This window comes from Neoasaia chiangmaiensis, from assembly GCF_002005465.1.
Taxonomy (GTDB): Bacteria; Pseudomonadota; Alphaproteobacteria; order Acetobacterales; family Acetobacteraceae; genus Neoasaia; species Neoasaia chiangmaiensis.
The window spans coordinates 506,749-533,064 of record NZ_CP014691.1 but is presented as its reverse complement, the minus strand read 5'-3'; the positions used below and the strand labels follow the sequence as shown (position 1 = coordinate 533,064).

General features: G+C 56.8%; 24 protein-coding genes and 2 pseudogenes. 7 read left to right on the top strand and 19 right to left on the bottom strand.

The annotated features are described in order from the left end of the window. Positions 1–24: 24 nt before the first annotated feature. Genes asnB through A0U93_RS02560 form a run of 9 tightly spaced genes read right to left on the bottom strand, consistent with a single transcriptional unit; the run spans position 25 to position 7,799 of the window. Positions 25–1,782, bottom strand: a complete 1,758-nt coding sequence (asnB, locus tag A0U93_RS02600) for an asparagine synthase (glutamine-hydrolyzing) (protein WP_077805973.1) — start codon at positions 1,780–1,782, stop codon at positions 25–27. Then, the gene (locus A0U93_RS02595; RefSeq protein WP_245825040.1) at positions 1,782–2,843 is read right to left on the bottom strand and encodes a glycosyltransferase; all 1,062 of its coding nucleotides are present in this window, start codon (positions 2,841–2,843) and stop codon (positions 1,782–1,784) included. Before A0U93_RS02595 ends, asnB begins: the two co-directional genes overlap by 1 nt. After that, positions 2,840–3,772: a glycosyltransferase family 9 protein gene (locus A0U93_RS02590; protein ID WP_077805972.1), complete on the bottom strand. Its 933-nt coding sequence runs from the start codon at positions 3,770–3,772 to the stop codon at positions 2,840–2,842. The genes A0U93_RS02595 and A0U93_RS02590 overlap by 4 nt, the downstream gene beginning before the upstream one ends. After that, the gene (gene dnaQ, locus A0U93_RS02585; RefSeq protein ID WP_077805971.1) at positions 3,760–4,437 is read right to left on the bottom strand and encodes a DNA polymerase III subunit epsilon; all 678 of its coding nucleotides are present in this window, start codon (positions 4,435–4,437) and stop codon (positions 3,760–3,762) included. Before dnaQ ends, A0U93_RS02590 begins: the two co-directional genes overlap by 13 nt. Then, the gene (coaE, locus tag A0U93_RS02580; protein WP_077805970.1) at positions 4,434–5,027 is read right to left on the bottom strand and encodes a dephospho-CoA kinase; all 594 of its coding nucleotides are present in this window, start codon (positions 5,025–5,027) and stop codon (positions 4,434–4,436) included. Before coaE ends, dnaQ begins: the two co-directional genes overlap by 4 nt. Continuing rightward, the gene (locus A0U93_RS02575; RefSeq protein WP_077805969.1) at positions 5,028–5,870 is read right to left on the bottom strand and encodes a shikimate dehydrogenase; all 843 of its coding nucleotides are present in this window, start codon (positions 5,868–5,870) and stop codon (positions 5,028–5,030) included. Then, positions 5,867–6,634 (bottom strand): N-formylglutamate amidohydrolase, encoded by a 768-nt coding sequence (locus tag A0U93_RS02570; RefSeq protein WP_077805968.1) that lies wholly within the window; start codon positions 6,632–6,634, stop codon positions 5,867–5,869. Before A0U93_RS02570 ends, A0U93_RS02575 begins: the two co-directional genes overlap by 4 nt. Then, complete coding sequence (locus A0U93_RS02565; RefSeq protein ID WP_077805967.1) at positions 6,631–7,185, bottom strand: TlpA disulfide reductase family protein; 555 nt, start codon at positions 7,183–7,185, stop codon at positions 6,631–6,633. Before A0U93_RS02565 ends, A0U93_RS02570 begins: the two co-directional genes overlap by 4 nt. Further along, positions 7,182–7,799: a TlpA disulfide reductase family protein gene (locus tag A0U93_RS02560; RefSeq protein WP_077805966.1), complete on the bottom strand. Its 618-nt coding sequence runs from the start codon at positions 7,797–7,799 to the stop codon at positions 7,182–7,184. Before A0U93_RS02560 ends, A0U93_RS02565 begins: the two co-directional genes overlap by 4 nt. On the opposite strand from A0U93_RS02560, the pseudogene argH reads away from it, so the two are divergent. Next, a pseudogene (argH, locus tag A0U93_RS02555) lies at positions 7,798–9,218 on the top strand (argininosuccinate lyase). The gene A0U93_RS02560 and the pseudogene argH overlap by 2 nt on opposite strands. A 105-nt stretch (positions 9,219–9,323) precedes the next feature. Here argH and gluQRS read toward each other — a convergent pair. After that, entirely contained in the window at positions 9,324–10,160 is an 837-nt protein-coding gene (gene gluQRS / locus A0U93_RS02550; protein WP_077805965.1) for a tRNA glutamyl-Q(34) synthetase GluQRS, read from the bottom strand. A 137-nt stretch (positions 10,161–10,297) separates the two neighbouring features. Here gluQRS and A0U93_RS02545 point away from each other — a divergent pair, with 137 nt between their 5' ends. After that, on the top strand, positions 10,298–10,864 hold the full coding sequence (locus A0U93_RS02545) for an HNH endonuclease (RefSeq protein ID WP_077805964.1): 567 nt from the start codon (positions 10,298–10,300) through the stop codon (positions 10,862–10,864). Between the two features lie 30 nt (positions 10,865–10,894). Here the strand turns inward: A0U93_RS02545 and A0U93_RS16725 are convergent. Beyond that, a pseudogene (locus A0U93_RS16725) lies at positions 10,895–11,024 on the bottom strand (IS5/IS1182 family transposase); the annotation flags it as partial. An 839-nt stretch (positions 11,025–11,863) separates the two neighbouring features. Between A0U93_RS16725 and A0U93_RS02540 the strand changes: the two are divergent. The 4 genes from A0U93_RS02540 (at position 11,864) to A0U93_RS02525 (ending at position 16,166) form a co-directional block, all read left to right on the top strand. Then, positions 11,864–12,400 (top strand): sterol desaturase family protein, encoded by a 537-nt coding sequence (locus A0U93_RS02540; RefSeq protein WP_169852679.1) that lies wholly within the window; start codon positions 11,864–11,866, stop codon positions 12,398–12,400. 8 nt (positions 12,401–12,408) lie between these two features. Continuing rightward, the gene (locus A0U93_RS02535; protein ID WP_077805962.1) at positions 12,409–13,572 is read left to right on the top strand and encodes a glycosyltransferase; all 1,164 of its coding nucleotides are present in this window, start codon (positions 12,409–12,411) and stop codon (positions 13,570–13,572) included. Positions 13,573–13,639: 67 nt separating this feature from the next. After that, a complete protein-coding gene (locus tag A0U93_RS02530) occupies positions 13,640–14,959 on the top strand; it encodes a glycosyltransferase family 4 protein (protein ID WP_245825038.1) in 1,320 nt (439 codons plus the stop codon). A gap of 16 nt (positions 14,960–14,975) precedes the next feature. Next, positions 14,976–16,166: a polysaccharide biosynthesis/export family protein gene (locus A0U93_RS02525; protein WP_077805961.1), complete on the top strand. Its 1,191-nt coding sequence runs from the start codon at positions 14,976–14,978 to the stop codon at positions 16,164–16,166. Positions 16,167–16,288: 122 nt separating this feature from the next. On the opposite strand, the gene A0U93_RS02520 is transcribed toward A0U93_RS02525, so the two are convergent. The 5 genes from A0U93_RS02520 to A0U93_RS02500 form a co-directional block, all read right to left on the bottom strand. Beyond that, positions 16,289–16,936, bottom strand: a complete 648-nt coding sequence (locus tag A0U93_RS02520; protein ID WP_077805960.1) for an ABC transporter ATP-binding protein — start codon at positions 16,934–16,936, stop codon at positions 16,289–16,291. Between the two features lie 32 nt (positions 16,937–16,968). Continuing rightward, on the bottom strand, positions 16,969–18,183 hold the full coding sequence (locus A0U93_RS02515; RefSeq protein ID WP_245825036.1) for a capsule biosynthesis protein: 1,215 nt from the start codon (positions 18,181–18,183) through the stop codon (positions 16,969–16,971). 175 nt (positions 18,184–18,358) lie between these two features. Next, the gene (locus tag A0U93_RS02510) at positions 18,359–19,570 is read right to left on the bottom strand and encodes a glycosyltransferase family 4 protein (RefSeq protein WP_147150908.1); all 1,212 of its coding nucleotides are present in this window, start codon (positions 19,568–19,570) and stop codon (positions 18,359–18,361) included. Next, positions 19,567–20,955 (bottom strand): capsule biosynthesis protein, encoded by a 1,389-nt coding sequence (locus A0U93_RS02505; RefSeq protein WP_174807246.1) that lies wholly within the window; start codon positions 20,953–20,955, stop codon positions 19,567–19,569. The genes A0U93_RS02510 and A0U93_RS02505 overlap by 4 nt, the downstream gene beginning before the upstream one ends. Next, on the bottom strand, positions 20,952–22,703 hold the full coding sequence (locus tag A0U93_RS02500; protein ID WP_077805957.1) for a capsular polysaccharide export protein, LipB/KpsS family: 1,752 nt from the start codon (positions 22,701–22,703) through the stop codon (positions 20,952–20,954). Before A0U93_RS02500 ends, A0U93_RS02505 begins: the two co-directional genes overlap by 4 nt. A gap of 132 nt (positions 22,704–22,835) precedes the next feature. On the opposite strand from A0U93_RS02500, the gene A0U93_RS02495 reads away from it, so the two are divergent. Further along, positions 22,836–24,284: an LTA synthase family protein gene (locus A0U93_RS02495; protein ID WP_077805956.1), complete on the top strand. Its 1,449-nt coding sequence runs from the start codon at positions 22,836–22,838 to the stop codon at positions 24,282–24,284. Here A0U93_RS02495 and A0U93_RS02490 read toward each other — a convergent pair. The 3 genes from A0U93_RS02490 to A0U93_RS02480 form a co-directional block, all read right to left on the bottom strand. After that, entirely contained in the window at positions 24,251–24,649 is a 399-nt protein-coding gene (locus tag A0U93_RS02490) for an arsenate reductase (RefSeq protein WP_245825034.1), read from the bottom strand. The genes A0U93_RS02495 and A0U93_RS02490 overlap by 34 nt on opposite strands. A 272-nt stretch (positions 24,650–24,921) precedes the next feature. Next, positions 24,922–25,983 (bottom strand): SIR2 family anti-phage-associated protein, encoded by a 1,062-nt coding sequence (locus tag A0U93_RS02485; protein ID WP_077805954.1) that lies wholly within the window; start codon positions 25,981–25,983, stop codon positions 24,922–24,924. Then, on the bottom strand, positions 25,980–26,303 hold the full coding sequence (locus A0U93_RS02480) for a restriction endonuclease subunit S domain-containing protein (RefSeq protein ID WP_077805953.1): 324 nt from the start codon (positions 26,301–26,303) through the stop codon (positions 25,980–25,982). Before A0U93_RS02480 ends, A0U93_RS02485 begins: the two co-directional genes overlap by 4 nt. Between the last annotated feature and the right edge of the window lie 13 nt (positions 26,304–26,316).

The following is a 26,316-nucleotide window of genomic DNA, read 5'->3' as shown; positions in this document are numbered from 1 at the left end:
GTGGCTCCCCTTCAAAAAAAAGTTCTAGTGGGTGGCAAGCGTATCGAAGACATCACCGTCAGCCGATGCGCCTTCGATATGGATACGGTGCCACAAGGCATAGAAGAGCAGATGCCATGCGGCACGACCGAATCGGCGATTCGCGGCGTCTTCGAACAGGCGCTGGACTTTCGTGGACTGGCCAGCCGCGCGAATGCCGGCATTTCGGCTGACCAGCGGTGCAAGAGCGGGCGCTTTTTGTGCGATCCACGTTCCGATCGGCACGGTGAAGCCCTGTTTGGGCGCAAAAGGTCGGGCGGCCGGCATGTTGTTCTGGAGCCAGCGACGAAGCAGGTATTTGCCCTGCCCGTTCCGGATTTTCAGGTGATCGGGCAAGGTTGCGGCGAAGCCTGCCATGACGGGATCGAGGAGCGGTGTCCGGCCTTCCAGCCCATGGGCCATCAGGCATCGGTCAAGTTTGATCAGCAGATCGTTGGGCAGCCATTCGGAAATGTCGCTGGCCTGAGCCCGTTCAAGGTGAGACATTCTGCCGCCGCTTGACGATGAAGCATAGGGCTTGGGTGATTTGGTGCGTGCGAGATGATTTCTGCCACGAAAGGCGCTTTTCCTGTGCGGCATTTTTCCACCGCGCCACCACGGCGTCGTGGCGCGCCGATACCGACCATAGCCGGCGAAAAGCTCGTCCCCGCCCTCGCCGCTCAGAATGACCGTGGCCTCTGCTCTGGCAGCGCGCGCCAGAAACCAGGTCGGGATGATGGCGTAATCGGCCACGGGGTCGTCCATCGCGGCGACAATTCTGGGAAGATCGCGCCATAGCATGTCATCGTCGATCGTCAGGATTTCATGTCGGGCGCCAGCAGCCGCTGCAATTTCGGCTGCATGCCGCGATTCATCGGCACAGCCGACATCGAACCGGGCCGTCCAGGCGCGTGGCTTCTGGCATCCGCCTTTCACCATGGCGGCAAGCAGCGAGGAACTATCGATGCCGCCCGACAGGAACAGCCCAAACGGAACATCGGCGCGCTCGTGCGCCGTGACGGTGTCGATCAGCGCGCGATCAAGTTGCTCGAGCGCGGCTGCTTCACTCGTGAGCAAAGGTGGGCCGGCGGGGCGCGGTGGCATGGCCGGATGGAGCTTTCGCTCCACGATACGTCCGTCCACGATGCGCAACGTCTCACCTGGCGCAAGGCGGCGTATACCGGGATAGATCGTCTCGCAGCCGAATGTGAACTGGAAGGCGAGCAACTGGTCACGTATCTCAGGTCTTACCGCGCGCGCGCCGATGCCGGCGCTCAGAAGGGCCTGAGGTTCGGAAGCAAAGGCAATTCCGCCGTCATATGTCGCGATATAGAGTGGCTTGATGCCGAACGGGTCACGGCTGAGAATGATGTCATTTGCCGGCGTCGAACCATCCAGCAATGCGATGGCATACATCCCACGTAAGGCTGCCGGATAATCGACGCCAAGTCGCGGCCACAGGGCCAAAGGCGTTTCACAGTCGCTGCCAGTCCGGAAATGGATATCCGGGAGCGATTGCCGCAATGCTGGATCATTGTAGATTTCGCCGTTGGCGACCAGCGCGATGCTACCCAGCGTAAGCGGTTGAGCACCGCCGGCCAGATCGATGATCGACAGACGCCGATGGCACAACGCGGCGCGATCGGTAACGTATTCACCCATGCCATCCGGTCCCCGGTGACGCAGCGCTGCCGACATGGCCTTCAGCAATGTCGGATCCGGACTAACGCCCGGTTTGCAGGCAAGGCCAGCGATGCCGCACATCAGACAACCTCGTGCCGGAGGAAATGCGCCCAGCGTGCGAGGACGGTCGGTGCGGAGAACTCTCTTTCATAGCGAGTGCGGCCGTTACGCCCCAATTCCGTCGCCAACGTTGGCGACCCGAGAACATCGCGAATCCTGCAAGCCAGTGCCTTGTCGTCCTCGACCGGCGCCAGCAACCCGTCCCGTGTTCCGGCAATCAATTCGTGTGGACCCTGAATATCGGCGGCGACAACCGGCCTGCCGGCGGAAAAGGCTTCGATCACGACATTTCCCAAAGGTTCGATCCGCGAGGGGCAGACGAGCAGATCGCAAGCCTTGAGCCACGCGCCGCCATGATGAATCCAGCCGGGCAAATAAACGCGATCGGCCACACCTTCCTTTCGGGCCAGCGTTTCGAGCGCGTCCCTCTCCGGTCCCTCGCCCGCGATGACCAGGGTCGCGTCCGGCACATGCGCCATCGCACGGATCAGCACGTCGAAGGCCTTGTTGCGATGCAAGCGACCCAGCGCGAGCACGAAACGTTGGCCTGTGGGCAGAAATTCCGGTCGTTGAGGTGAGACATCGGCCAGTTCCGCGGCGAAGTTCGGCAGGTAATGAACGCGCTCGGGCGCCCAGCCCTGTTCGACCATCCATCGTGTCAGACCGCGTGTATTGCCGATCAGATGGCGACAGCGGCGATAGTTCGAGAGGTCGTAATAACCGCCGAGCCGCCCTGCGGGCACCCATGGTCCGGATGGCAGGAAGCGGGCGGCGCGGCTCATCCATGCCACCGTAACGGACGGCGCGAAGGCATGAAGGCTTCGTGAAACTCTCCGACGCGTGAACAGGTCGCATCGCCCGCCGAACCGGAAGCTTTCCGTGTCCACGCGATCATTCGCGAGGCGGACGAGACGCTCCGGGTTGCGCCGGATCAGGGCCTTGACGATTTCGCCCGAAGCGACCTGTGCCGCGCAGAGACGTTCGAAGAAAAGTTCGGCACCACCGGACGGCGCACCAGCCATCACATGCGCCACGCGGACCGGATTTGGATGGGACGTCGATGATAACACGGTGCCCGTCATGCCGCCGCATGTCCCTCGGGTGATCCAAGACGCTGGCGCGCGGCGACCAGAACCGTCTCGACCGATAGATTGTGGATGTCCGCGCTTCCCTCGGGTCCGTCGGCGGCAACATGGCTTGCCGCGACGCCACTCGGTGCATATTCCGAGGCTTTGGAAGGACCGAAAAGCCCCAATGTCGGCACGCCTCCGGCCGCGGCGAGATGCATCAGGCCTGAATCATTGCCGACGAACAGTGCGCAACGTTTGAGGAGGGCGGCAACTTCCCCGATCGGTCGGTTGCCGCCCAGATCACGCGCTTCGGGCAATCCGGCAAGCACGGGCGCCGCGCGTGCCTGCTCCTCGCGGCCCGGACCGTAAAACACCACAGGTTTGAGGCCCGACCGCATCAAGTCCCTTGCAACCGCCACAAAACGTTCGGCAGGCCAGATTTTACCATCCCAGTTGGCTGTCGGTGCCAGTGCAAGCCAGGAGCCTGCGTCATGTGGCAGAATGTGCGCGGCTTTTTCGTTCTGTCCAGCTGTCGACCACGTGACGGGCAATGGGGGTGGCGAGAGTTTCATCAGGGCGCCGATGTGATTGATGCGCGGACCCGGGCGACGACCGCCACGCAGGATCCGTCGTTGCCGGGTCCAGAGAAACAGGCTGACGGCGGAGCCGCGCAGATCGACGACCAGGTCCCAGGCCGTGCCGACGCATGCCTGCCATAACGTGAACCAGTGCCGATCCCACCGCTGCTTGACGACCGTAATGACCCGCTCGACAGAAGGACAGGCTTCGAACAGGGATGCGGCCACGGGACCGCACGCTACCGTTATGCGCGCGCCGGGATTTCGCCGGATAAGTTCGGCAAGCAGGCCTGTCGAAATCACGGCATCCCCGAGACGATTGGCCGTGATGAACAGGATGCGCGGCGTTTTCACTGCAGCCAAATCGGTTCCTTCAGGCTTTCAACGAAGGCGGTATGGGCCGCGACCTCCGCTTCGGACGGAGGCGCCATGACGCGCGGCCGTCTGTCGGGGTTCCGTTCATAGACGGCGGTCATGCCCTTTCCGCCCTGGTGCGTCAGTCCGAGGCCGCGCTGCCGTCCGCCCATCAGTTCAACATAGACTTCCGCCAGCAGTTTGCAGTCGAGCAACGCGTTATGGGTGGTTCTGGCGGACAGGTCGATGCTGTAGCGTCGGCAAAGGGCGTCGAGGCTGTTCGGTAAGCCGGGAAAGCGCTTCTTCGCCATTTCCAGCGTGTCGACCATGCGAGACATGGCCAGTTCCGGCTTTCCACAGGCACGTAGTTCGGCGTTGACGAAATTGAAATCGAAGCGCGCATTATGCGCGATCATTTCATCCTCCCCGATGAACGTCAGGAAGTCGTCCGCAATCTCGGCAAATTTTGGCTTGCCTTGCAGGTCTTCGATCGTGAAGCCGTGGACGCGCGTTGCTTCAGCGGGAATATCGCGCTCGGGATCGATCATGACGTGGAAGGTCGTCTCCGTCGGCAGATCGTCGATCAGTTCGATCGCCGCAACCTCGATGACACGATCGCCTGTTGCGGGGTCCAGCCCCGTCGTCTCCGTATCGAACAGGATGGAGCGTTTCATCGCATGGCCTCCAGATCATGTTGCAGGCGCCGTAATTGCCTGAATGTGGCGGCGCGGGAAAGGTCCGTTCGAATGATGACATCCGCAAGCCTGCGGCGTTTCGCGTCGCCGATCTGCCGGGCAAGGAGATTCCGCGCCTGCTCTTCACTCATTCCACGGCGGCGCATGATGCGGCGTAATCGGGTGGACTCGGCGGCCGTCACCACGAGGATACGGTCGCACGCCCGATAGGCATCCGTCTCGAACAGAAGCGGAATATCGAGCACGCACCAGCGTTTCCCACGAGCCTGCATGCGCCTGAGAAAACGTTGGCGTTCCTGTCTGACAAGTGGATGAACGATCGCCTCCAACGCTTTGAGACGATCCGGATGACCGATAACAATGTGGCGCAGTGCTGTTCGGTCTATGGCATCTCCCGGCACGGCCTCTGGCCACAGAGCCTTGATCGGCGCCACAGCCTCGCCTCCGGGTCCTTGCAGCCGGTGGACGGTGGCATCTGCATCGAACACCGGCCAGCCACGCCGCCGGAAAAGGTTGGCGACGTAAGTCTTGCCCGCGCCCATGTCGCCGGTCAGGCCGAGAATGTGCAATCAGTCCCCGTTCAGGCTATGTAACAGCAGCGCTCTCGCGGTATCATCGACCTGAGGCAGGATACCGAACCAGGCATTGAAGCCTGCCCGTGCCTGCTGGATCAACATGCCGAGCCCATCCACGATTTTAAGGTCGCGCATGCGGGCGGCCTGCAGAAGTGGCGTCATCAATGGTACATAGACGACGTCACTGACGATCAGATCGGGCGCGGCACCGGAAAGTGACCCTGACCAGTCGTAGCCCGCGCTCCCGCCAAGTCCCAGGGAGGTGGCGTTGACCAGCAGGTCGCAGCTTGCCAGCTGTCCTGGCCACGCGTCCCATTCCACAACCTCGCCGCCTTCCAGGGCGTCCCGCAGGGCGATGGCGCGCTGCAATGTCCGATTGGCGATCGTTATTCGACAACCGCTATCGAGTAGAGCCGCGGCGACGGCTCTTGCAGCTCCCCCTGCCCCCAGGATCATGGCGTGCCTGCTGTTTCCAACACCATGCGCATGAAGGTTTGCCAGAAAGCCCTTGCCATCCGTGCAGTCGCCCGTTGTCGTGCCGTCATCCTCAAAGACGATGGTATTGACGGCGCCCGCGCGCAGGGCAGACTGCGTTTTGCGATCGACAAAGCGGAACGCGTCCTCCTTATGGGGAATCGTCACGTTGATGCCGCGGAATCCTGCGGCCTGCAAGCCTCGCAGCGCGACGTCGAGCGATCCCGGCGGGACCGGCAGTGGTACATAGGCGCCGTCGATATCGTGAGACGCGCACCAATGGTTATGCAGCAATGGTGACCGGGAATGCTCTACCGGCCAGCCGATCACGCCTGCCAGCTTCGTTGTGCCTGTGATTGTCATGCTGTAGTCAACTGATCCCAGTAGCGCGGCAACAGCCGTGCCAGCCTGTCCGCCCAAACGGCCTGTCCCGCATTTTCGGCGATCAAATCCTGCCTTATCTCGATTTCCAGATAAGGCAGGCCCGCAGCTTCCGCATGGCGAGGCACCGTATAGTCCGACGTCGCTGTCAGGACATAAGGTTCGTTGTCACCAACCGTGAGATCGCCTTCCTGACGCAGCAGGTCGAGCATGATATGGGCCGACCGCGTATCCTTATGGTGCAGGATGCCGACATGCCACGGGCGATCTGCTCCATTCATACGTGGCGTGAAACTGTGCAATGCGATCAAGGCCGTCGGCTGGCTCCGACGCGCGGCCAGCGCTTCCTGGATGCAATCATGATAAGGATGCAGAATCTCGCGTTCACGTCGCGTGCGGCATGCCTCGTCAGCGTTGGCATTCGTGGGAACGGACGTTCCGTCTGACAGCTTGGGAACTGATGTCGGATGGCCGGGCGCTCGATTGCAGTCGATGACCAGTCGGGAATAAACCTGCTCGATCAGCGTCGCGCCCAGACTCTCGTGCAACAGGCGGCCCACGCCATGGATTCCGATGTCCCACGCGATGTGGCGCGTCCAGTCTTCCGGCGAAACGCCGAGATCGCCGAGTGCCTCGGGAACGGCGCGACCCGCGTGATCGCTGACGAGCAGAAACGGCGATTGGCGTGTTGCGGCGCGGATGATGACAGGTGGCGGATCGCCGGAGCCGAGCAGCGTCGATATCATGCGCTTTTTGCCAGATGTGCCAAGGCGTTGGTTGCGCCCGGCGCGTCCCACGCGACGGGACCATCGGCCTCTGCCATGCGACGTCCCTGCCGATCCAGAAAGACCGTCATGGGGATGGCCAACGGCGTTCCCCCGAGAGATTTCGCGACGTCCGCTGCTTCAGCCGCATAGATCGGCAGATGAGTGATGCCATTCTTCCTGTAGAAATCCTGGATCTGCTGCGGCTTGCCGCTCTTCAGTGCAACCGGAAGAATGGCCATGGTCTGACCATTGGCGGCAAAAAAAGCGTCGAGCTGTGGCAGTTCCCTGACGCATGGCGCGCACCAGGTTGCCCAGAAGTGGATCAGGACCGGCTGACCGTGCCATCGCGCAAGAGACGTGATCTGCGTCTTGCCGTCGACCAGGGGAATATCGAATAGTGTCCGGTGAGACAGGGCACGAAGCGCCGACAGTGGGATGGGCGCATCGTCCTCCGCACGGGCGGCGCGGTTTGCCAACGCTGCGGCAAGTGTTCCACCCAGGATGAAACGGCGGGTCAGCGCGGGCATCATGACTTCGTCAACGTTTCAAAATGTTGTTGCACGTCCCTGGGGTCCCATGCCGTCAGTCCGAGGGACGCAGCACGCATCTCACCCTTCGCATCCACGACATATGAGCGCGGAATGCCTTTTTGTCCGGGTTCCATGCCCGGCAGGGGACCGAGAGCCTTCAGAAGCTCACCATGAAGATCGATATAGATCGGCAGGGCGCCGATATGATGGGCGGCATAAAATGCCTGTGTCATGGCTACATCCCCACCGAGCGTGTTGATGGCGACGATGGGCGGGCCATTTCTGCCGAGGGCATGAATGGCACTGTCCACGTCCGGAAGTTCCCGAATGCACGGCGGACACCACGTGGCCCACAGATGCAGGAGGAACGCCTGACCCTTCCAGTGGGACAGGGAAACATCTTCGCCCTGCACGTCCTGAAACGTTGTTGTCGGTACAGGCAGCGGTCTTGCGAGGGGCTGCATCGCCTTGGAGAAGGGTTCTATGCCCTGTTCCTCCACTGCCGCTTTTGCGGAATTGCGCAGAATGCCGCTCGCCGTTAGAGTCAGGCCACCAGTTCCGGCCATGAACGCGCGACGATTCAGCGGACTGACCGGCATAATCGATATCTCCATGGAAAACGACGTGAACGAGACTAAATCCCGCCTCGCCAATCCGCAATGGGGGGGCGTTTCGCCGCCGGTCCGGCAGCGATCATGGCTGATATCAATGCCTCCATTGGCTTTGATCAGCGCCTGTGGCGGCAGGATATCCGTGGTTCACTGGCACATGCCGCCATGCTGCAACGGGTCGGCCTGCTGACGGAAGCTGAAGAGGCGGAGATCCGCTCCGGTCTGCTGGCGATTGCCGACGAGATCGAAAACGGCAGCTTCCAGTTCTCCCCGGCACTCGAAGACATTCATATGAATATCGAGGCGCGCCTTTCGGAACGGATTGGTGAGGCCGGCAAGCGTTTGCATACAGCCCGCTCCCGCAACGATCAGGTGGCAACGGATTTTCGCCTGTGGGTGCGTGATGCGATCGACGGGACGACCCGGCAGGTCGAGACACTCATGGCATCCCTGGCAACGCGTGCGCGCGAATTCGCCGACGCGCCTATGCCTGGCTTTACCCATCTACAGGTTGCGCAACCTGTGACGTTCGGCCATCATCTGCTGGCTTATGTCGAAATGCTGAATCGTGATGCCGGACGGTTGCGCGATGCGCGCGCGAGACTGAACGAATGTCCGTTGGGCTCGGCAGCGCTGGCGGGCACCTCATTTCCGATCGACCGCCGCTTCACGGCGCAGGAGCTCGGTTTCGACAGGCCATGCGCCAATTCGCTCGATGCGGTGTCGGATCGTGATTTTGCGCTGGAGTATCTTGCGGCCCTGTCCCTGCTGGGTATGCACCTCTCCCGACTGGCGGAGGAAATCGTCATGTGGTGCTCGTCCCCCTTCGGCTTTATCCGCCTGACCGACGCTTTTACGACCGGATCGTCGATTATGCCGCAGAAGCGTAACCCTGACGCGGCCGAGCTTGTCCGTGCCAAGGTGGGGCGGATCACTGGCGACCTGATGGGCTTGCTGACGGTAATGAAGGGTCTGCCCTTGGCCTATGCAAAAGATACGCAGGAGGACAAGGAGCCGGTTTTCGATGCAACGGAAGCGACGACGCTGTCACTCGCCGCCATGAACGGCATGATAAGGGATTTCACGCCCGACCTGACAAGAATGCGTGCGGTCGCCGGAATGGGCTTTGCAACAGCGACCGATCTGGCCGACTGGCTTGTCCGTGTCCTGCGCCTGCCGTTCCGGACGGCGCATCATGTGACGGGGCGATTGGTCGGCATTGCCGAAAGCAAGGGCTGCGATCTGAGCGAACTCAGCCTGTCGGAGATGCAGGATGTCGAACCGCTGATCGATGCAAGCGTCTTTGATGTGCTGACGGTCGAGGCGTCGCTCGCATCACGCACAAGCGAAGGTGGCACGGCGCCCGGGAACGTACGTCGCGCCGCGATTGAATGGCTTGAACGTCTGGAGGGGAAAGCGTGATGACATCGTTGATCAGGTTCACATGCTGTATCGTCCTGGGCGCGTCGTTGCTGGTCGCATGCGGTAAAAAGGGTGCGCCGCACGCGCCTGGTCCGGCCAGTGCGATTACGTATCCGCAGACCTATCCGCCCGAATAAGTGCCGATCTTGCCGCGGCTCGCACTTCAGAGGGCGTCATGCCGCGTGACTTCATGGAACGGACGCTTTCCGAGCCATCCCGTTTTGAAAGCTTTCGCCCATCCGGTGCCATAAGAAGCGCGTGATGGGCGTAACGCGGCTTTCGATAGCCGAGCAGAATCTGTAACAGCCGATGAATCGCCGTGGCCTCGAAAAGGTCCCTGCCCCTTGTGACGATATCGATGTCCTGAACATGGTCGTCATGTGTTACGCACAGATGGTAGGACACACCGCTGTCGCGTCTGCCCAGCACGATATCGCCGAAGTTTGAGACATCGCGCTCCACGCGGTTGCCGTCGATTTCCTGCCAATGCATGCGGCTGCCGACTTCTGCTGTCGCGGCCGCCATGTTCAGCCGCCAGGTCACGGGGCGATCGGTTGGGACGGGCCGGTGGCGACAGGTGCCGGGATAGACAAGGCTGCCGTCGGGTGCTTTGAGCCGTGCGTGGGTCGCAATATCCTGCCGGCTGCAGGTACAGGGGTAAAGCAGGCCGCGTCGACGCAGCAATTCCAGGCAGGTCTCGTATTCGCCGAAGTGTGACGACTGCTGTCGTATAGGGTGTCCTGACGTAAATCCCAGCCACATGAGATCCGCGATCAATGCCGTCGTGAATGCTGGTGTGCAGCGCTGTTTGTCGATGTCCTCTATCCGGATGATGAAGCCGCCATTTCGCGACAGATCCTGCGCATGAACGGCGGACACAACGTGGCCGAGGTGAAGGAATCCCGTGGGGCTGGGGGCAAAACGTGTCCTGATAGGTGTCATTATTCTTTAGCTTGCGGCGGCGGAGGTTTCCTGAAATAGTCAACTGATAAGAACGAATTGCGCTGATCGACAAGCATTCGTTTTCGCGTGCGAATGCATCGATTGGGCCGTCATTCTTGTAGTGAGGAGCCGAACGAATGCTCGCAACCAATCAGCACTTTCCGGCTCTTGTCCTGAATGCCGATTTCCGCCCCCTTTCCTACTTTCCGCTTTCCCTATGGTCCTGGCAGGAAGCGATAAAAGCAGTATTCCTGGATCGTGTATCCGTCCTGAGCGAATATGACGACATTGAAGTGCATTCGCCCAGTCTGAGCATGCGATTACCAAGTGTCATCGCCCTCAAAGACTATATACAGATGGCGCGTAAGCCGGCATTTACGCGGTTCAATGTTTTTCTGCGTGATAATTTCTCATGTCAATATTGTCATGACCGATTGCCCACTCACGAATTGACCTTTGACCACGTCATACCGCGTGCAAGAGGTGGTCAGACGAGTTGGGAGAATGTCGTGACGGCGTGCAGCCCCTGCAATCTGCTGAAAGGGTCCAAGCTGCCATCCGAGATCAGCATGTTTCCCAGAAGAAAGCCTGTCCAGCCTATTACCCGACATCTTCAGGAAAATGGTCGCAGCTTCCCCCCCAATTATCTCCACGAAAGTTGGCGCGATTATCTCTATTGGGACTCCGAACTGGACCGCGACTAGGAACTTATAAGCACGGAGTCAGGGCCGCATTTAAGCGAGTTCCATCAGGGCGAAGAAGTTGGTGGAGAGCATATCATAGCGGGTGACGACGCGGCGGAAGTGCTTGAGTTTGTAAGAAGCGCTTCATCAAGTTGCGTTCACGATTTGGGCGCCTGCTGAAAGCCGCGCACAGGCGATTTCAGTCCACCTCATCAGGTTCTTACAAAACCTGCATCATAACCCACTGGGATCACTCAATTTGCCTTCACTCAGGCAGTAAGGGCACTCCGTACGAGTTGGGGTACGACGGCACCTCCACCTATATGAGCAAGTTGCCATCGCTTATCCGCTTCGGCGCCTTCAGCGATGTGCGGTGTCAAGAGGTGGGCGATAAAATGATTGGCGAGACTGCGGGGCATCACTGACGCGTTGTAGACGATGCCGTCAAAGATTTATCAATATATCTGGTTCATAACGACGCGTAATGGAGGGGGGCGTTTTCGAAAATATATGATTCTACTCCAGTTTTTAAAATAAGTATCCGGATAATGAGCGCACCTCAAATCGTCCATTATTATTCTCTGGTGTCATACTCCGATCATTTTTACGCTTCTGATAATTTAAGATATTTGTCCTTAAGGTGACAATTTTTATTCTACAGATATTTTATTCGGTGTTTATGTAACAAAATATTTCGCTTTTTTGGAGCCCGCTTGCATCACATATGTCTCGGTGATGAGGCTGTCATCCGACAGCGCATCATGACTGAGGGCAATACCGTGGGAAATGCTGGAACATTCTCCACTGTTCATATAGATTTAGCTTCGCGCAGATGTTCTCGGGTGTCATGACGGACCGACGAGACAAGAAAGCCCGTCATAAAATGTTGCTGTATGGCCGTATTGTCGTCTCCCACCTGAACCATATTGATGGCATTAAGGGGGGATTCGATATGGGTGAAGGTAGGCCGGCTTGAGCGTTCGACTGTTTCATAATGCATTGCTCGAACGAATGACGTTCATGCCGATGTCCTGGTTTCTGTCGGTATGGTCAGTTCTTCTGGCTGTGGTGGCATGGCAGTGCGGTAGCCTCCCGATACTACAGGCTATCGCTCTGGCGGTCAGTGGATTCGTGCTGTGGACGCTGATCGAGTATCTTGCCCACCGCTTCCTCTTTCATCTGGATCTCAAGTCGAAGTGGGGTCAGCAGTTCATTTTCCTGATCCATGGCAATCATCATGCCGATCCAAATGATCGCATGCGCAACATGATGCCCCTTATCGTGACGATACCGATAGCGGCGCTGATCTGGTTTGCATTGATTCGCGTGTTGGGTCCTTCCGGAAACGCGGCTTTTCTGGGCTTTGTCAGCGGCTATTTCACCTACGATCTCGTTCACTATGCCGGGCATCAATCGCGTAGTCGAAATCGGATACTCACATATTTACGGCGTCATCATCTCAAACATCATTTTGCCGTTCCCGAGCATAATTTCGCTATCACAGCTGTTTTCTGGGATCGACTCTTCGGTACGCAGGCGCCCCATCATCGCCGCTGAAACTAAATATGCTGATAGGCTACGATGATCGGAATACGGGTCGCGCTGGCGGTACGGGGGTTGCAACATACGCGCGAGCGTTGGAGATGGCGGCTCGCTTGACGGGCCTGGATGTTGCAAGAATTTCAGACGGCGAGTCGACTGTCGTAAGACACAAGGGATTTAGGGCTTACGTGCGCCGTCATGGACGAGCCATACGCTCCAGCCGTGTCGTTGATGTTCATGAAGACAATTTGTTCGTTTGCGACGACCTCTACCGAACTGCTCACGTTCGATATGGCCTGACCAGATGTATGACCGCGATCTCTGGTAATATGGCACCAAGCATCATGCATTGGACGTATCCATTGCCTATATACTGGCGGAATGTCCGGAACGTTGTCACAATCCATGATATAATTCCTGTCATTAAGCCAGAGATGTCCGGTATTTCAGCGAAGAGATTGAGATCATTACTACTGGCGTGCGTATCTCGTGCAGACGCTGTTGTGACTGTCAGCGACGTGGTTCGGCAGGACATTCTCGCAAATCTGCCAATCTCGCCAGAAAAGGTCGTCAATCTCGGACAGCCTATCTGCCTTGAGGATCACGAGGTCGCTGAATCAGCTTATTCACCTTCCGTGGCGCCTGAAGGTGGTTTTCTGTATTTTGGCACAGTGGAACGTCGCAAGAACGTTGGCAGGATCATCGCAGCACATGCTGCCAGCGGCACCATGCGCCCTTTAACGATTATCGGTAATGACGGATGGGAAGCAGATAACGAGTGGGCGGCCCTTCGCTTGCATCCGAATCCCGAACTTGTGAGGCGCGTCGCCTGGTGCTCACGCCCTTCCCTGCTCCGTGCCATCCGCGAAGCGCGCGCTGTGGTCTTCCCCTCGCTAGCGGAGGGATTCGGCCTGCCGATCGTCGAAGCCATGGCTTTGGGAACGCCCGTTATCACGAGCAGAGGACATGCAACTGAAGAAATTGCCAGTGCTGGCGCCTTTCTGATCGATCCCTGCGACGTTCAGGAGATCGCGCGAGCGATAGCGTCGCTTGATCGCTCAGACGACATTCGTGCCGCCTATGTGCAGCGTGGCCTGGCGCGGGCCAGCGATTTTTCGATGCATCATTTCGCGCAACGTTTGCATGCGTTCTATACGCAACTTCCGGTCAGGTCCTTGCCGCTTTGACGCGTGCTGGACGTGCGCCTATACCCGAACAGAACACGCGAACGCTTTCCCCGAGAGGTTATGACTGTTGACGGCATCTGAAAAATTCCGCGTGGGGATCGATGGATTCAACCTAGCATTGCCGCGCGGTACCGGTGTCGCCACCTATGCAAGAACGCTGAGCTTCGCACTCCGTCAGATGCACCATCCCGTTGATGTTCTCTTTGGTATGCATATTTCAAGGAGGATGGCGCCCGATTTGCGGGAGGTCGTGTTTTTCAACAGTTTCGGACAGGCTGATACACGAAAAAAAAGGGTTCCGTTGACGCTCCCCTGGTGGCGGGACCAAGTCACCTATCTACGCGGAAACGACGCTGTCGAAGTGCCCATGGCCGATCGTGTTGAGCAAAGGCAGTTCTCTGATCGTATGCCTGCCTATGATCGAATTCTGAATTGCCCCGCAGTTTTTCAACGCGCCAGCCGATATTTCCGGCGAACAGGACGCTGTCTAACAGTTACGGTTCCTAATTCGCCGAAGATCATGCATTGGACATATCCGTTGCCTATAAGGGTTCGGAACAGCATCAATATCTATACAATCCATGATCTTGTGCCCCTGCGCTTCCCGAACACGACACTGGATGACAAGGGATACTATTTTCGTCTTATAAAAATGTTAACCGAGACTTCTGACGGAATCGCTACTGTATCAGAGGCGTCTAAGAAAGAAATACTTTCTTTTTTTCCTCATGTTGAAAATAAAACATACAATACGTATCAGTCTTTTGTTAGGGACCAAGAATCCGATAGCAGGCCGCTTGCGGAGACGATAAAGGAAGTTCGTGGTGTTTTTGACTTGGAGCCACACAGTTACTTCATTTTCTTTGGTTCTCTGGAGCCCAAGAAGAATATAGGGCGAATTATCGAAGCGTTTTTATCGGCTGATACAAATCGGCAAATGGTTCTTGTTGGTGCGATGGCATGGAAGAACGAACACGAGTTACGGTTCCTCCAGCGCGGGATAGAATGTAACCGCATCATATCGATCGAATATCTTCCGAAGCTGGCACTCCATTCCTTGATCAGGAACGCCCGTGCCGTTGTGTTTCCATCTCTGGCGGAGGGATTTGGTCTGCCAATCCTGGAAGCGATGTCGTTCGGCGTTCCTGTTATGACGTCGAAGGAAACGGCTATCCCGGAAGTCGCAGGAAAAGCAGCGCTCTATGTCGATGCATATGATGTGTCGTCGATTACGCAAGGGTTCGAGCGTCTGGATCGCGACGACGAACTGTGCCAAAGCCTTCAGGAAATGGGCACCAAGCAGGCTCAAAATTTCGACATGAAGAAATTCGAGGACCGACTGGACTCAATGTATCGCCAGATCATCGCAGCAAATCCAACCATCTAAGGCCGAACCCTTTACTATGAACCAGCTTTCTTTTTCGCGACGTCCAACTCTTCTCGGTATGCTTTTATCTGGCGTCGCTTTGTTGGCGGGCTGTAACGCCTTACCGGACAGTGGCCCGACGGAACAAAAAGTTTTAAGCAGCGCGAAAAACGATAATCCACTGGGTTATCAGATCCTCCCGGTGTCGCCGTTGCTCATTTCTGTGCTCGCTGGTGAGCATCCGCCGCTGATCTCCAACATAGATACAAATAATAATATTCCACTGGCCAATGATCGCATAGGCGCTGGTGACATGCTGGCGATCACCGTCTTTGAACTCGGGAGCGGCCTTTTTACAAGCGCGAGTGGTAGCCTGAGCAGCGCCGGATCGGTTGGTGGACCATCCACGGGTGTTACGAACGTCAATTTGCCACCGACCCAGGTAGAGCAAGATGGTACCATACTGATTCCGTATGTCGGAAAGATGAAGGCGGCGGGGTTAACGCCAGAGGTCCTTGCTGACCATATTCGTCAACAACTTCTCGGAAAATCGCAAAATCCGCAGGTTATGGTTCATATCGGGACAGATATCGGCAATACCGTCATCATCTCTGGCGAGGTTCGTCGGCCAGGGCGACAATTGTTGACGACGGCACAGGAGCGGCTGTCTGACCTTGTGGCGATCGCTGGAGGCGCAACCTACTCGCCCGAAGATTCGCATGTCGAATTGCTGCGTGGCGGTCGAATGGGCGGAACCGATCTCGGAACGCTGGAAGCACATCCCGATCAGGACATTCGCGCCAAGCCGGGCGATAGAATTCACGTCATCTATCAGCCGCGTACATATACGGTTTTCGGTGCAAGCGAACGGGTCACAGAAACGCCGTTCCGCTCCCCAGATCTAACATTGGCCGAGGCTATCGCTCGAGTGGGTGGACCTGCGGATCAGCGAGCCGATCCCAACGCCGTATTCCTATTCCGATTTGAAGATATACCCGCTGCGCGGCGTATGGGAATAACCACACCAGCCATTGGTCAGTGGGTGCCAGTTGTTTACAAGCTTGATATGATGAACCCCAATAGTTACTTCCTGGCGCAAAAGTTGCCAATGAAAAACAAGGACCTGATTTTCATTGCCAACGCAAAAACCAACCGCTTTTACAAATTCAATCAGTTGATTGGTACATTAATTGGTCAGGGTGTGACAGCAGCTTATATAGCGCACTAATAGCGGCTGTCGTACTATTGCGCGCGCTTCCTACCTTGCGGTATGGGGCGCGTCGGGAAAAGCTGTGGAAATTTTAATTATTTTGGATGGATGATTTTTATTTAAGTCGGATTCCGGTATTATCAAAGGCGTTCATACGCTTCGATCGCCCCGGCCACGCTATCATGATCGTGTAACTGACCGTTGTGCAACAGAACGCCTCTGTTGCAGACTTCTTTAACAAAATCCATGCTGTGAGAAACAATAATCAGGCTTCGATCTGCCCGCTTGGTAAATAATTCGTCGTGGCAGCGTTTGTGAAAACGAGCATCGCCAACCATAATAACTTCATCGATCAGGTAACAGTCGAATTCGATAACGATGGAAAGAGCGAACGCCAAGCGGGCGCGCATCCCGGATGAATATGTCTTGACCGGGTCAGCCAACTGCCTGCCGAGTTCTGCAAAATCATCAACGAAGGCGCGCGTTGAGTGGTAGTCGAGATCGTAGATACGGCAGATAAAACGAAGATTATCGAGTCCGCTGAGGCTTCCCTGAAACGCGCCGCCAAATGCGATAGGCCAGGATATTGACATATCCTGTTCAATTCGACCGCCGGTCATCGGTTCCACGCCACCTATAATGCGAAGAAGTGTTGACTTCCCCGCACCATTGCGTCCCAGAATACCAAGCTTCTCCCCAGGACGAAGCTCAAGATTGACATGATTCAGAACCCGGCGGGTTCCTGAGTGCCCATGATAATCTTTCACAATGTCAATACATCGAAGCATCAGAACAGCCCAGACAACAAAACAGCAAACTATTAGTGAATCTTATGCTCGCGCGCACCCGCAATGATTAGGCTGGCCATGACATATAGAGCACCCATTGTAAGAAATACGATGGCGATATTCGTCAGGCTTCGCGGATAAAGAGGATAGTCCGGAAGATTGGGTTGCGTGACCTCGTCGAGATAAAGTTGCTGTTTATCTGCCTGCGCGCGCGCAGAATCGAGCGCGGCAGTCGTTGTGACCAACTCTTTTTCTGCAAGCGTCCGCTGCAGGAGCAAATCGTCATACGCGCTGATTTTGGGTACCATTGACCGATCATCGCCGGTAACGCCAGTGGCCGCATGCGCGATCTGATCCGCTAGAGCAGCAATGCGATGTTGATAGACAGTGATAAGCGGACTGTTTGGTGCAGTGGCCTGAAGTTGCTCGACCTGGAGCTGGGTAGTGATCAGCATTGTTTGCAGTGTCGCAATATCCTTGAGCATAGGTTCAGATTGCTTGTTTGGATCAAGCATCGCCACCTGGTTGCGATACGCATCAATCTGCTTGCTGAGATCTCTTAAATGAGCAACGACGTCGTCACGTTCCCGGAGCGAACTGGCGACAAGATTTTGCCTTTGCCGTTCATTCATCTTGTTCACAAGACGTTCCGAGGCATTGAGCAATGCTCTCGCTATACGCTGCGAGTCACTCGCAGTAAAAGTTCTAACCTGAAGCGTCGACAGTCCGCTTGTTGTATCAAGTTCCGCCAGGACATGCCGCTTGTAATATGAAAAAAAGTGCTCAAATGATTTCAGGGTGTAAAAATTCGGGAACCGCGCGAGAAAATCGGCCTGTGGGACACTATAGACGCGGTCGATGTGTTCCTTGTCCAGCATCTCACGTGCTGCGTCTCGGGACATGATATAGTCCTGAACGGCATAGGTGTCTTCGCTTGAGCCGCCTCCACTACCCGTGATGGACATGAGACCTGCGAGCGCACCGCTTGACTGATTGTTCTGCCCACGTACGACGAACTGCGCTTCGGAAATGTATTGGGGCGTCGCGATAGCAGCATAATAGAATGTCGCCAGTATAGTCGGTGCCACGACGACAACGAGGAACGGAGCGCGGCGACGCAGTGCGAGCGCCAGGCGAGACGGCTGTCTTGGCGAAGTCAATGCAGCTCGGGTTTGCAGCTGCCCATCAAAACCGTTGTCGATTTGGTTCATATGCGTTGGATTGCCTGAGTTGGAGATATAACGCAACAGCAAATATCTTTTGCGCAAAGTCTGCTGAATAGTAGTAAAGCCAGCCGAATGTCTCAGCAAAGCAGAACTGGATAATACATTTTATGGCCTCAGAGTATTAAACCTTTCCATGATATCAAAAGATCGGTCAACAAACCAAAAAATTAAATCATGCGATACATAATCTTTTGCCTTACGAGAGCACAATCTTGTCGAGTGCCATGCTAACCGAGGAATCCCATTCAAAAGGGGCCCAATTGTTTTTTTTGGGCAGGTTGGCGGTGTGATCGTCTCCGAATGTAAAGTCCAGAATTGCCTGCTCCCAAGACTTCGCATCGAGCGGGTCAATATACGTCGCGGATTTTTGGGCGATTGTACGAAATACAGGAATATCCGAGCAGATTGCCGGCACATTCAATGAAAGCGCTTCTGCCAAAGGCAGGCCGAACCCCTCGACAAATGATGGAAAAAGCAGGGCACGACTACCGCAAAGCAGCCTGACGACCTCGGTGTCGGGCAAGCTATTGTGTTCTTCAACATGGTTCTGTAGCCACGGGCAACGTTCCAGCATATCGACGATGTTCTCGTTTTCCCACCCGCGCTTGCCAACGATGATCAGCTTTGGTGCTTTTTCTCCCAGTTGCTGCACGAGCCGCCGCCAGATGTTGAGCAGCAGCAGGTGATTTTTGCGCGGCTCTATTGTTCCAAGATAAACAAAGTAGGGAACGCGGGTATCTGCTGATAGGGATTTTTCAGGCAACGGGTGCTTATGTATGCCGTGTGGCACTGTCCAGACAGGAACATGAACGCGCCCTTTCATCCGTAATCGCTCCTGCATTGCTACTGCTACGTCTTCGGATGGAACGATGATACCGTCTGCATAGCGACTGACGGTCGCTAACCGCCGTTCATGGCGAACGGGTTCGATAGGACGTGCATACTCCGGATACTCAATCGGGATAAGATCATGGATCATCGGAATAAAGCGTGCACGATAACGGCGCAGCACGCGCGACACGACCTTGGGACGATTGAGATGATGATGGGATAGCAGCAGATGGAAGACTTTTCCTGAAATCTTTTCGGCACGTCCCAACAGCGCGTGACGTCGGAGCGAGCGACCAAGCCTTGCGCAGGCAGCCTCCCCGCCCTGGCCGTCCCAGCATTGGTTGAGAACGTTGATGAGAGCTAAGGCCTTGCCAAAAGGAAGCGTACCATACCGCCCGACAGGATGCAGCGCACTGAAGGTGAGGTTTGCACTGTGATGTCTCAGAAGGAAATTGGCGTATGCAAGTTCAACGCGATCAATGCCCGTGGGGACGCTTTGTCCCGCACGCGCTATAAGACGTGAAATATCAAGCAAAAAGTGCGGATTTTCGCCATTCCGGGTTACGTGGTCCATCATAATGTCGGTGCAACGGCGTGGGCGATGGAGGCGGTGGCGCGATCCAGAGGGTTTTGTGCCCGATGGAATGTATCGCTGAAGCGCTGATGCTGTCTTGCTTTGGATGCTGCGGCAAACGCGATCGGTGAATGTTGCTCCAGCCGTTTCGTGGCGGCTTTTACAAGGGTGTCCAAAGCCTCGTCGGAAAAGAAGCCGCCCGGGATAAGGCAGCGTTCGATCAGGACACGACGGAAGGCAGCGAACACTTCACGATCCGGTGCTGTTGGGTGATGCCAGAATTCATCCAGTGGGCCCTGGTGTGTGATGCCAGCGAGATCGTAGACTGCCCGGCCTAACGTAATGGTTGGAATGTTCTGGGCCACGGCGAGCGTTCCCGTGGTGCTGTTGATCGTGACAACGCCGGCCGCATTACCCACAACCAGCGCGATGTCGCCTGCTTCCATATAGCCGACACGTGGACCGACGCCGCACTCCTGGGCTTTCCGACGAACAATCGCACGCCAGTCCTTAACGCCGTTATCCAGCGGATGCTCCTTGATGACCAGACGTGCCGTCTTCGGGGCAAATTTTGCGAAGGAGACGACAACCCGATCGATTGCATCTTCGATGCCGGAGAAATCGGAATGCAATCGCACTTGCGCGTCCGCATCCAGTTGCAGCGGGAAGAGGAAATAAGGCAGGGCGCCCATCTCCAGCTTCCGACAAAGGCGCCGCGTCCGACGTTGTGCGGCCTTGCGTCGAGCCAGTCGTTTGGTCCATCCGATACCTTCAACGATCGGGTGCCAAGGGCGATGATTGGTCCAGTTTGAGAAATACCAACGTGTCAGGATATCGGCCGTATTATAGGCGATGCCCTCAAGCGCGCGCCGGCGAAAGGACGATGGCACGGCATGATGCTCTGGCGCTGGAGGCAGGTATCCAGCTGTTTTGACATAATAATCCGGATCGCGCGGCAGGCTTGAATGTCCATTGACGCCGCCCAGTTCCAGCGTCACCCAGTCGGGGCGCAGGTATCCCTCTTCAAACACGTGAACGGGAATGTGCAGGTTACGACATACGTCCAGTGCGACGCTGTGCATCGGCCGGCAATCACCAAACAGCAGAACGTCGGTGATGCCGTGCTGCAGAATGATGTGGCGAAGCGCGTCGGGCCAGTTTTCCACGGTGTCCCGATAGTTGATCGCACCAGGGAGATTCCAGAACCAGCGATCTCCGCCATTGAAATTGACTTTGAACACTTCGTAGCCATCTCGGCGCAAGGCCTCACCGATCCGCTCGAAAAATGGCCCCATCAACCCTTGCAGGAGGAGAAAGTGACGTGTCGGCAAGACAGGCAGATGATCAGTCAACGCTCTTAGCTGCTCTTCCGAAAAACTATTGTTCATGATCGCGAACTCGTTTGCCATACACCGAAGTGCATGGCGACATAACGTCGGACACGCCCTTGAAGACGCCTGACGCGCATCGTCAGACTGGGACGCCATAAATCGGGATTGTTCAAACGCGAGACCAAAATCTCCGGTCCACAAGGAAGCTCCGTTACCGGATCCAGGTAACGCGGGTAGAAAATGAGCGTGGCAGCAACAAGCTCTTCAAGGTTGCGCGAACGATTTCGGCGAGGAATGCGCGGCGCACGATCGACCGTCAATCCCCATCCGGCATAAAATGGCTGGCCGTAGGTAACGACGCGCCGCTCCCTTAACAGTCCTTCAAAGCCTGCGAGCGACGTTATCGTATGAATTTCGGATGATGCCTCGATCCATGCGGTGATAGTCCCGCCTCGTCCAATCTGATTGGCGTATTGCAGGATTTCATCGTCCGGGATGGCTCCCTGCCGGTGGCCCGCATCCACGTCCGGGTGCGGACGATAGACGATCCACGCATCGTGGTTTTCCTGCCTTACGCGTTTCAGCAGGCTGAGGTTGCCATCGATGTCCTTCGCCCCGAGCCTTATCGAAAGGTCATCCGCTACCTGTCCCGGCACCAGAATTGTGACCTGACCCGGTCGGGCGCCAATATGAGGAGCATATGGCGCCGGACCGGCACCATATTTCGAGATTTTGGAACTCACCAGGAGATCAATCAGACGACGCGCACGGTCCCGATCTTCAGGCGTAAAATTTCCACTGGTCAGCAGGATCTCGAGATCGCTTGGCTGCGATGGATCGAAATACATGCCATGCGCATCCACAACGATCGACGATGGCGGCAACAGATCGCTTCCCAGACCCACCGATCGAATGAATCCATCTTCGACAAGCTGGATGCCGACGCCATGACGGTCCGCATATCGTCGAAGGCGGCTTGGAACGCGTGACGACCAGACGGCGATGTCTCCATGCCGCCTTGCCGCGGTGGCAACGGCGCTATAGGCGCTTCGGCGAAAAAGCGGCCTCTCTTCGTTCGACAGGAATTTGGCGAGCCGTGCGCGCTTCCACCAGGACATACCGACACAAACGGCAACATGCCGGTTGGCATCGATCATACGCCGCCAGTTACCGAGAAAGCCGATGGCCGTCGCGGCATCAGTCGCCTGCCCCGTAAAAGGACAAAAATAGCGCGTCCCATCGAGAATGATGGTGTGCGCATGGCGCGGATCACCTCGTTCCGGACCGTTGCTGCCATCGGGCCAGACGTTGACAGGTGCACCGTAGATAAGCCCGAGCACGGCGCAGTTATCCGTTGCCGTCGACCATACGGAAGCGCCCTGAAGCAGCATGTCCCGGAGATCGGTCTTCCTCGTCAGATAATGGCCCCCAACCTCGGCGATCTCCCGAAGTAGATCATCGCCCCGTCCGCCAAAATGATCGATAGCCAGTTTCGGTTCATCGCCAACACGCGCGCAGACGCGGTGCCAAAGCTGCCGGGCTTCAGACTCGGATTGAGGAAACGATACGATGTGCCGGGCCGTCCGGCATTCCGGTGGCGCCGCCCAGAAAGCGCCGCCTACGCGTTCGCGGCGAATATGGGCAAACAAAGCCTCCCATCCCGATCGGGGCGGCAGCGTCGGCGAAATCTCACATGGCTCTGCAAGACGAACAGCGCCGCGAAACGGTGGAGGACTAAGCCATGCGGCCTGCACGGTATTCGCGGCATCGGTTGATGCGCCGGGAAAAGAATCTCGTGAAATCATCGCGTTTTCGTCATAGCCAAACCGTTCAGGTGCCGATACCCATCATGCCGACTATCACGCGCTTTATTGCAATTCTAAGGCACGGGCACGATTGCCGTGGATATTTCGACGAAAGGGGTTTTGTTGTCGCCTATGTGGAGTTTCGTCGGCTGGGGGTTGCTCCTCATCGTTATCGCGGAGATCATTGACGGGTTCGCTCATCCTCGTGGCTTGCGGACGATGCGCGGCATCGTGTTGCGCCTTCTGCCCGTTGCCATCGTCATGGCTGGACTTGTAGCACTTCTTGGCTCCTTCTGGCTCAGCGCGATCATCGCCATGCTGCTCCTTTTGAGCACGGTCGTTGGCTCAAACATCAAATACGAAATCCTTGGCGAGCCATTGGTCTTCTCTGACCTGATCGTGTTCATTTCGTTTCTGCGCGCACCGAAATTCTATCTGCATGCGATTCCCGTCGCGTTGAGAGTGGCCCTGCCCATCGTCTTCATGGGCCTACTGCTTGTCATGGTCCGAATTGCTCGCTCAGGCGATTCCGATAGCCGTCTTGACGGCGTCCTGGTGGCGTTCGTCCTCGGTGTTCTTTCATTCATGGTCGCTCGTCGTGCGACAATCATGAAAAGTCCCGATCTCGGTCCGGACGTCCGTCGCTTTGGCTTGCTGTCCACGCTCGTTATGTACAGTGTCCGGTGGCGCCGGGAGCGGCCACCGCTCCCCATTTCCCCGTTGAAAGCTGTCGATGCGCCCCCGCTCCTCATCGTGATTCAATGTGAGTCGTTCGCCGATCCTCGGCAGTTGTTTAACGATACGATGGAGATGCCCGGGCTGGCGCTTGCCCGTCATAAAGCGATCCTGCACGGCAACCTTCTGCCGAGCGGTTTCGGTGCATATACGATGCGAACCGAGTATGGTGTCATGTGCGGGCGCGACGACAGTGCGCTGGGTTTCCGTCGCTACGATCCTTTCCTTACGTCGGATCAGGAAACATCTTTCGCGCTGCCGAACCGTCTGGCCGCCAGCTATCCTGATCGCGTCTTCATTCATCCGCACGACATGCGGTTCTATTCGCGCCATCGGATCGTCCCGAACTGGGGCTTCAATCAAATTGTCGGCGACGACCGCTTCGCGCCAGACGCGGCTGTCGGCCCTTATATCGGCGATATTCCTTTTGGTGCGTCAATCGCCGGTCTTGCTCACGACGCCACAAAGCCGACGCTGATATACGGTGTCTCCATGGAAAATCACGGCCCCTGGAAGAGCAACCGGATGGGCATGGCCAGCGCGGCGGATGCCTATCGAGCGCACCTCGCCAATAGCGATCGCATGTTGCACAATCTGATTACAGATCTTGGAAATATGCGTGCCGATGCGCTGCTCGTCTTCTACGGAGATCATCGGCCGTCCATCCCCAATGTCGTGCATCACAAATCGGGCCGCGCGACACCTTATGTCATGCTACGGTTCGTCGATGGACGCTGTCAGGCAACGTCACCGCGGCAGGCCGATCTCACGCCCGCCATGCTGCATCAGGAAATCCTGGCCCAGTTGAGCAATCAGTCACCACAAGCTGCGAACAGCCCTTCATAGAGATCTGGATCGAAACCGACGCGTATGCCGAACGATCCGCACAGAACGGGGCGTTTGATCAAGGTTGGATACGACAGCATCAAACCACGCGCACTTTGGGTGTCGAGATGAGATTTCTGGGCATCGGGAAGTTGACGGAAGGTCGTTCCCCTGCGGTTCAACAGTTCCTTCCAGCCAACGGCGGCGATCCAGGCGTCAAGGCTGGCCGGAGGTAATCCCTGTGTCCTGAAGTCGTGGAACTCATAAGGAACGTTGCACGACAGGAGCCACTGACGCGCTTTTTTCACGCTGTCGCAGTTTCTGATACCAAATATCGTCAGGCGATCGGCCACCATACAATTTCCCTGGTCGTCAATGATCGCCAATACGCGGAATCATTCCCACTCGATGGTCAATGGGCTTGAGTTCGCATTGTAAGTGTTGGGCTTTTGCGCTCAGGCTCCAAGTCCGTACCAACTGCGATACCATCAGGGTAAGGACGCTCAATTCCCGGATCCTCTACAGCGATCATCCCGCCATAGCGCTTTCAACATCATAAAGGAGCGTGGGAAGAAAGCACGGCAAAAAGAGGTCTGAGATTCGAGAGAAGGCACCTTCCTCGACCTTCTCTCCCGACCTTGCTCGACGGCGATGATAACTACGTTCTCAGACGCTTAATCGCCTCGCCGGTCGCGGCGAGCGTGTCGTAGATGCCCAAACGGTCAATCTCGGGAAGGTAGATGATGAGTTGCAGGGTCGGGTTCTGTAGCGCCGAAACGATAAGCCGATTGATGTGGTCGTCGGTAAATCCGTAGCCATTGACGATAAGGCAGGCGTTCGGACGGGAGAGAAATTCGGTAAAGCGGCGAATGACCTCGCCATATACGAACGCAGTGGTCTGAACGAATTTCGACGCGCCGGGGAAGATCATGAAACCCGGCCAGTTGTCTGGCTGATCGGACGCGATGAACTGATCCACCAGCGGCTTCACGCTAGCGCTGGGTAATTCGCACACGCTGCCTGACATGCTCGCGGTCCATGAAATCGAGCCGTGAAGCTTGCCAAGGTAGAGGTTGTATGTGCCGAAGCGCGCCTCGCCGCGCGCCTGCACGTTGCGAAGACCAAGGTCGAAACTGCTCGGCCGGAAAGCGCGGTCATGCGTTCCTGAAAAGCCGTTGACGCAATGAAGGCCCAGCGCCTCGGCCGACCATTCCAGCGCAAGGTCGTAGTTGGTCGTGAATGCCCACGGCGCGGCCTGACCGGGCTGCCGGTTGCCGGCAAGACGCGACACAAGTCTGATGTGGTCCGACAGCTTGGGATTCAGGATCGCCTGATCCGGTTCGGACCATAGCTTTTCGTCAAGAATGGCGGCTCGCAGCACAACCTTGCGCAGGGCGTGCCGCGCCGCCTTCAGCTTGGTCAGGTCAGCGCCGATTCGTTCGCCGTCCAGACAGGCGATTTCCAGCCGGTCCAGCAAGAGTTCAACGTTGCCCTGCTCGCCGTCCGGAAGAAACTTGTTGTCCCGAAGGAACTGGACTTGTTCGTCGTATTCGCTCGTGAGGAGCGCCCATACGTCCGCCATCACCATGCCGCCGACGCCTTTGGAGGCTCCGGCACCAAGCAGGACGCCGACGTTTTCCAGCCTGATCGCAAGCGCGAGATGGGCCAGGAATTCCTCGGACGTTAGCTGTCGGCTTCCTCTGATGGCGAAAAAGGTCATGACAACTCCCCCCTGAACGCTTTGTCGAGAATGGCGGGAAGCATGGCGTCCAACTCGGTGGCGGTTTCGATTTGAAGCACGCGCACTGCGTCGAGCTTTTCTTGGAAGGTGCGGAGCTTTGCGACGATATCTGTTTGTTGGTCAATGGAGAGATGTACAGGGAACGGAATGGCCCCGACGATGGACTGCGAAATCTTTTTCATTGTCGGGCTTGTGCCCTTGGCGAACCGTTTGATGTGGTCGCGAACCACTGTTGATTGAAGCCAATACCAGACGAACCGAGTGTCGGTGCGGCTCTTATCGAGCCTCAGCTTCATCATCAGGTCGGGGTAG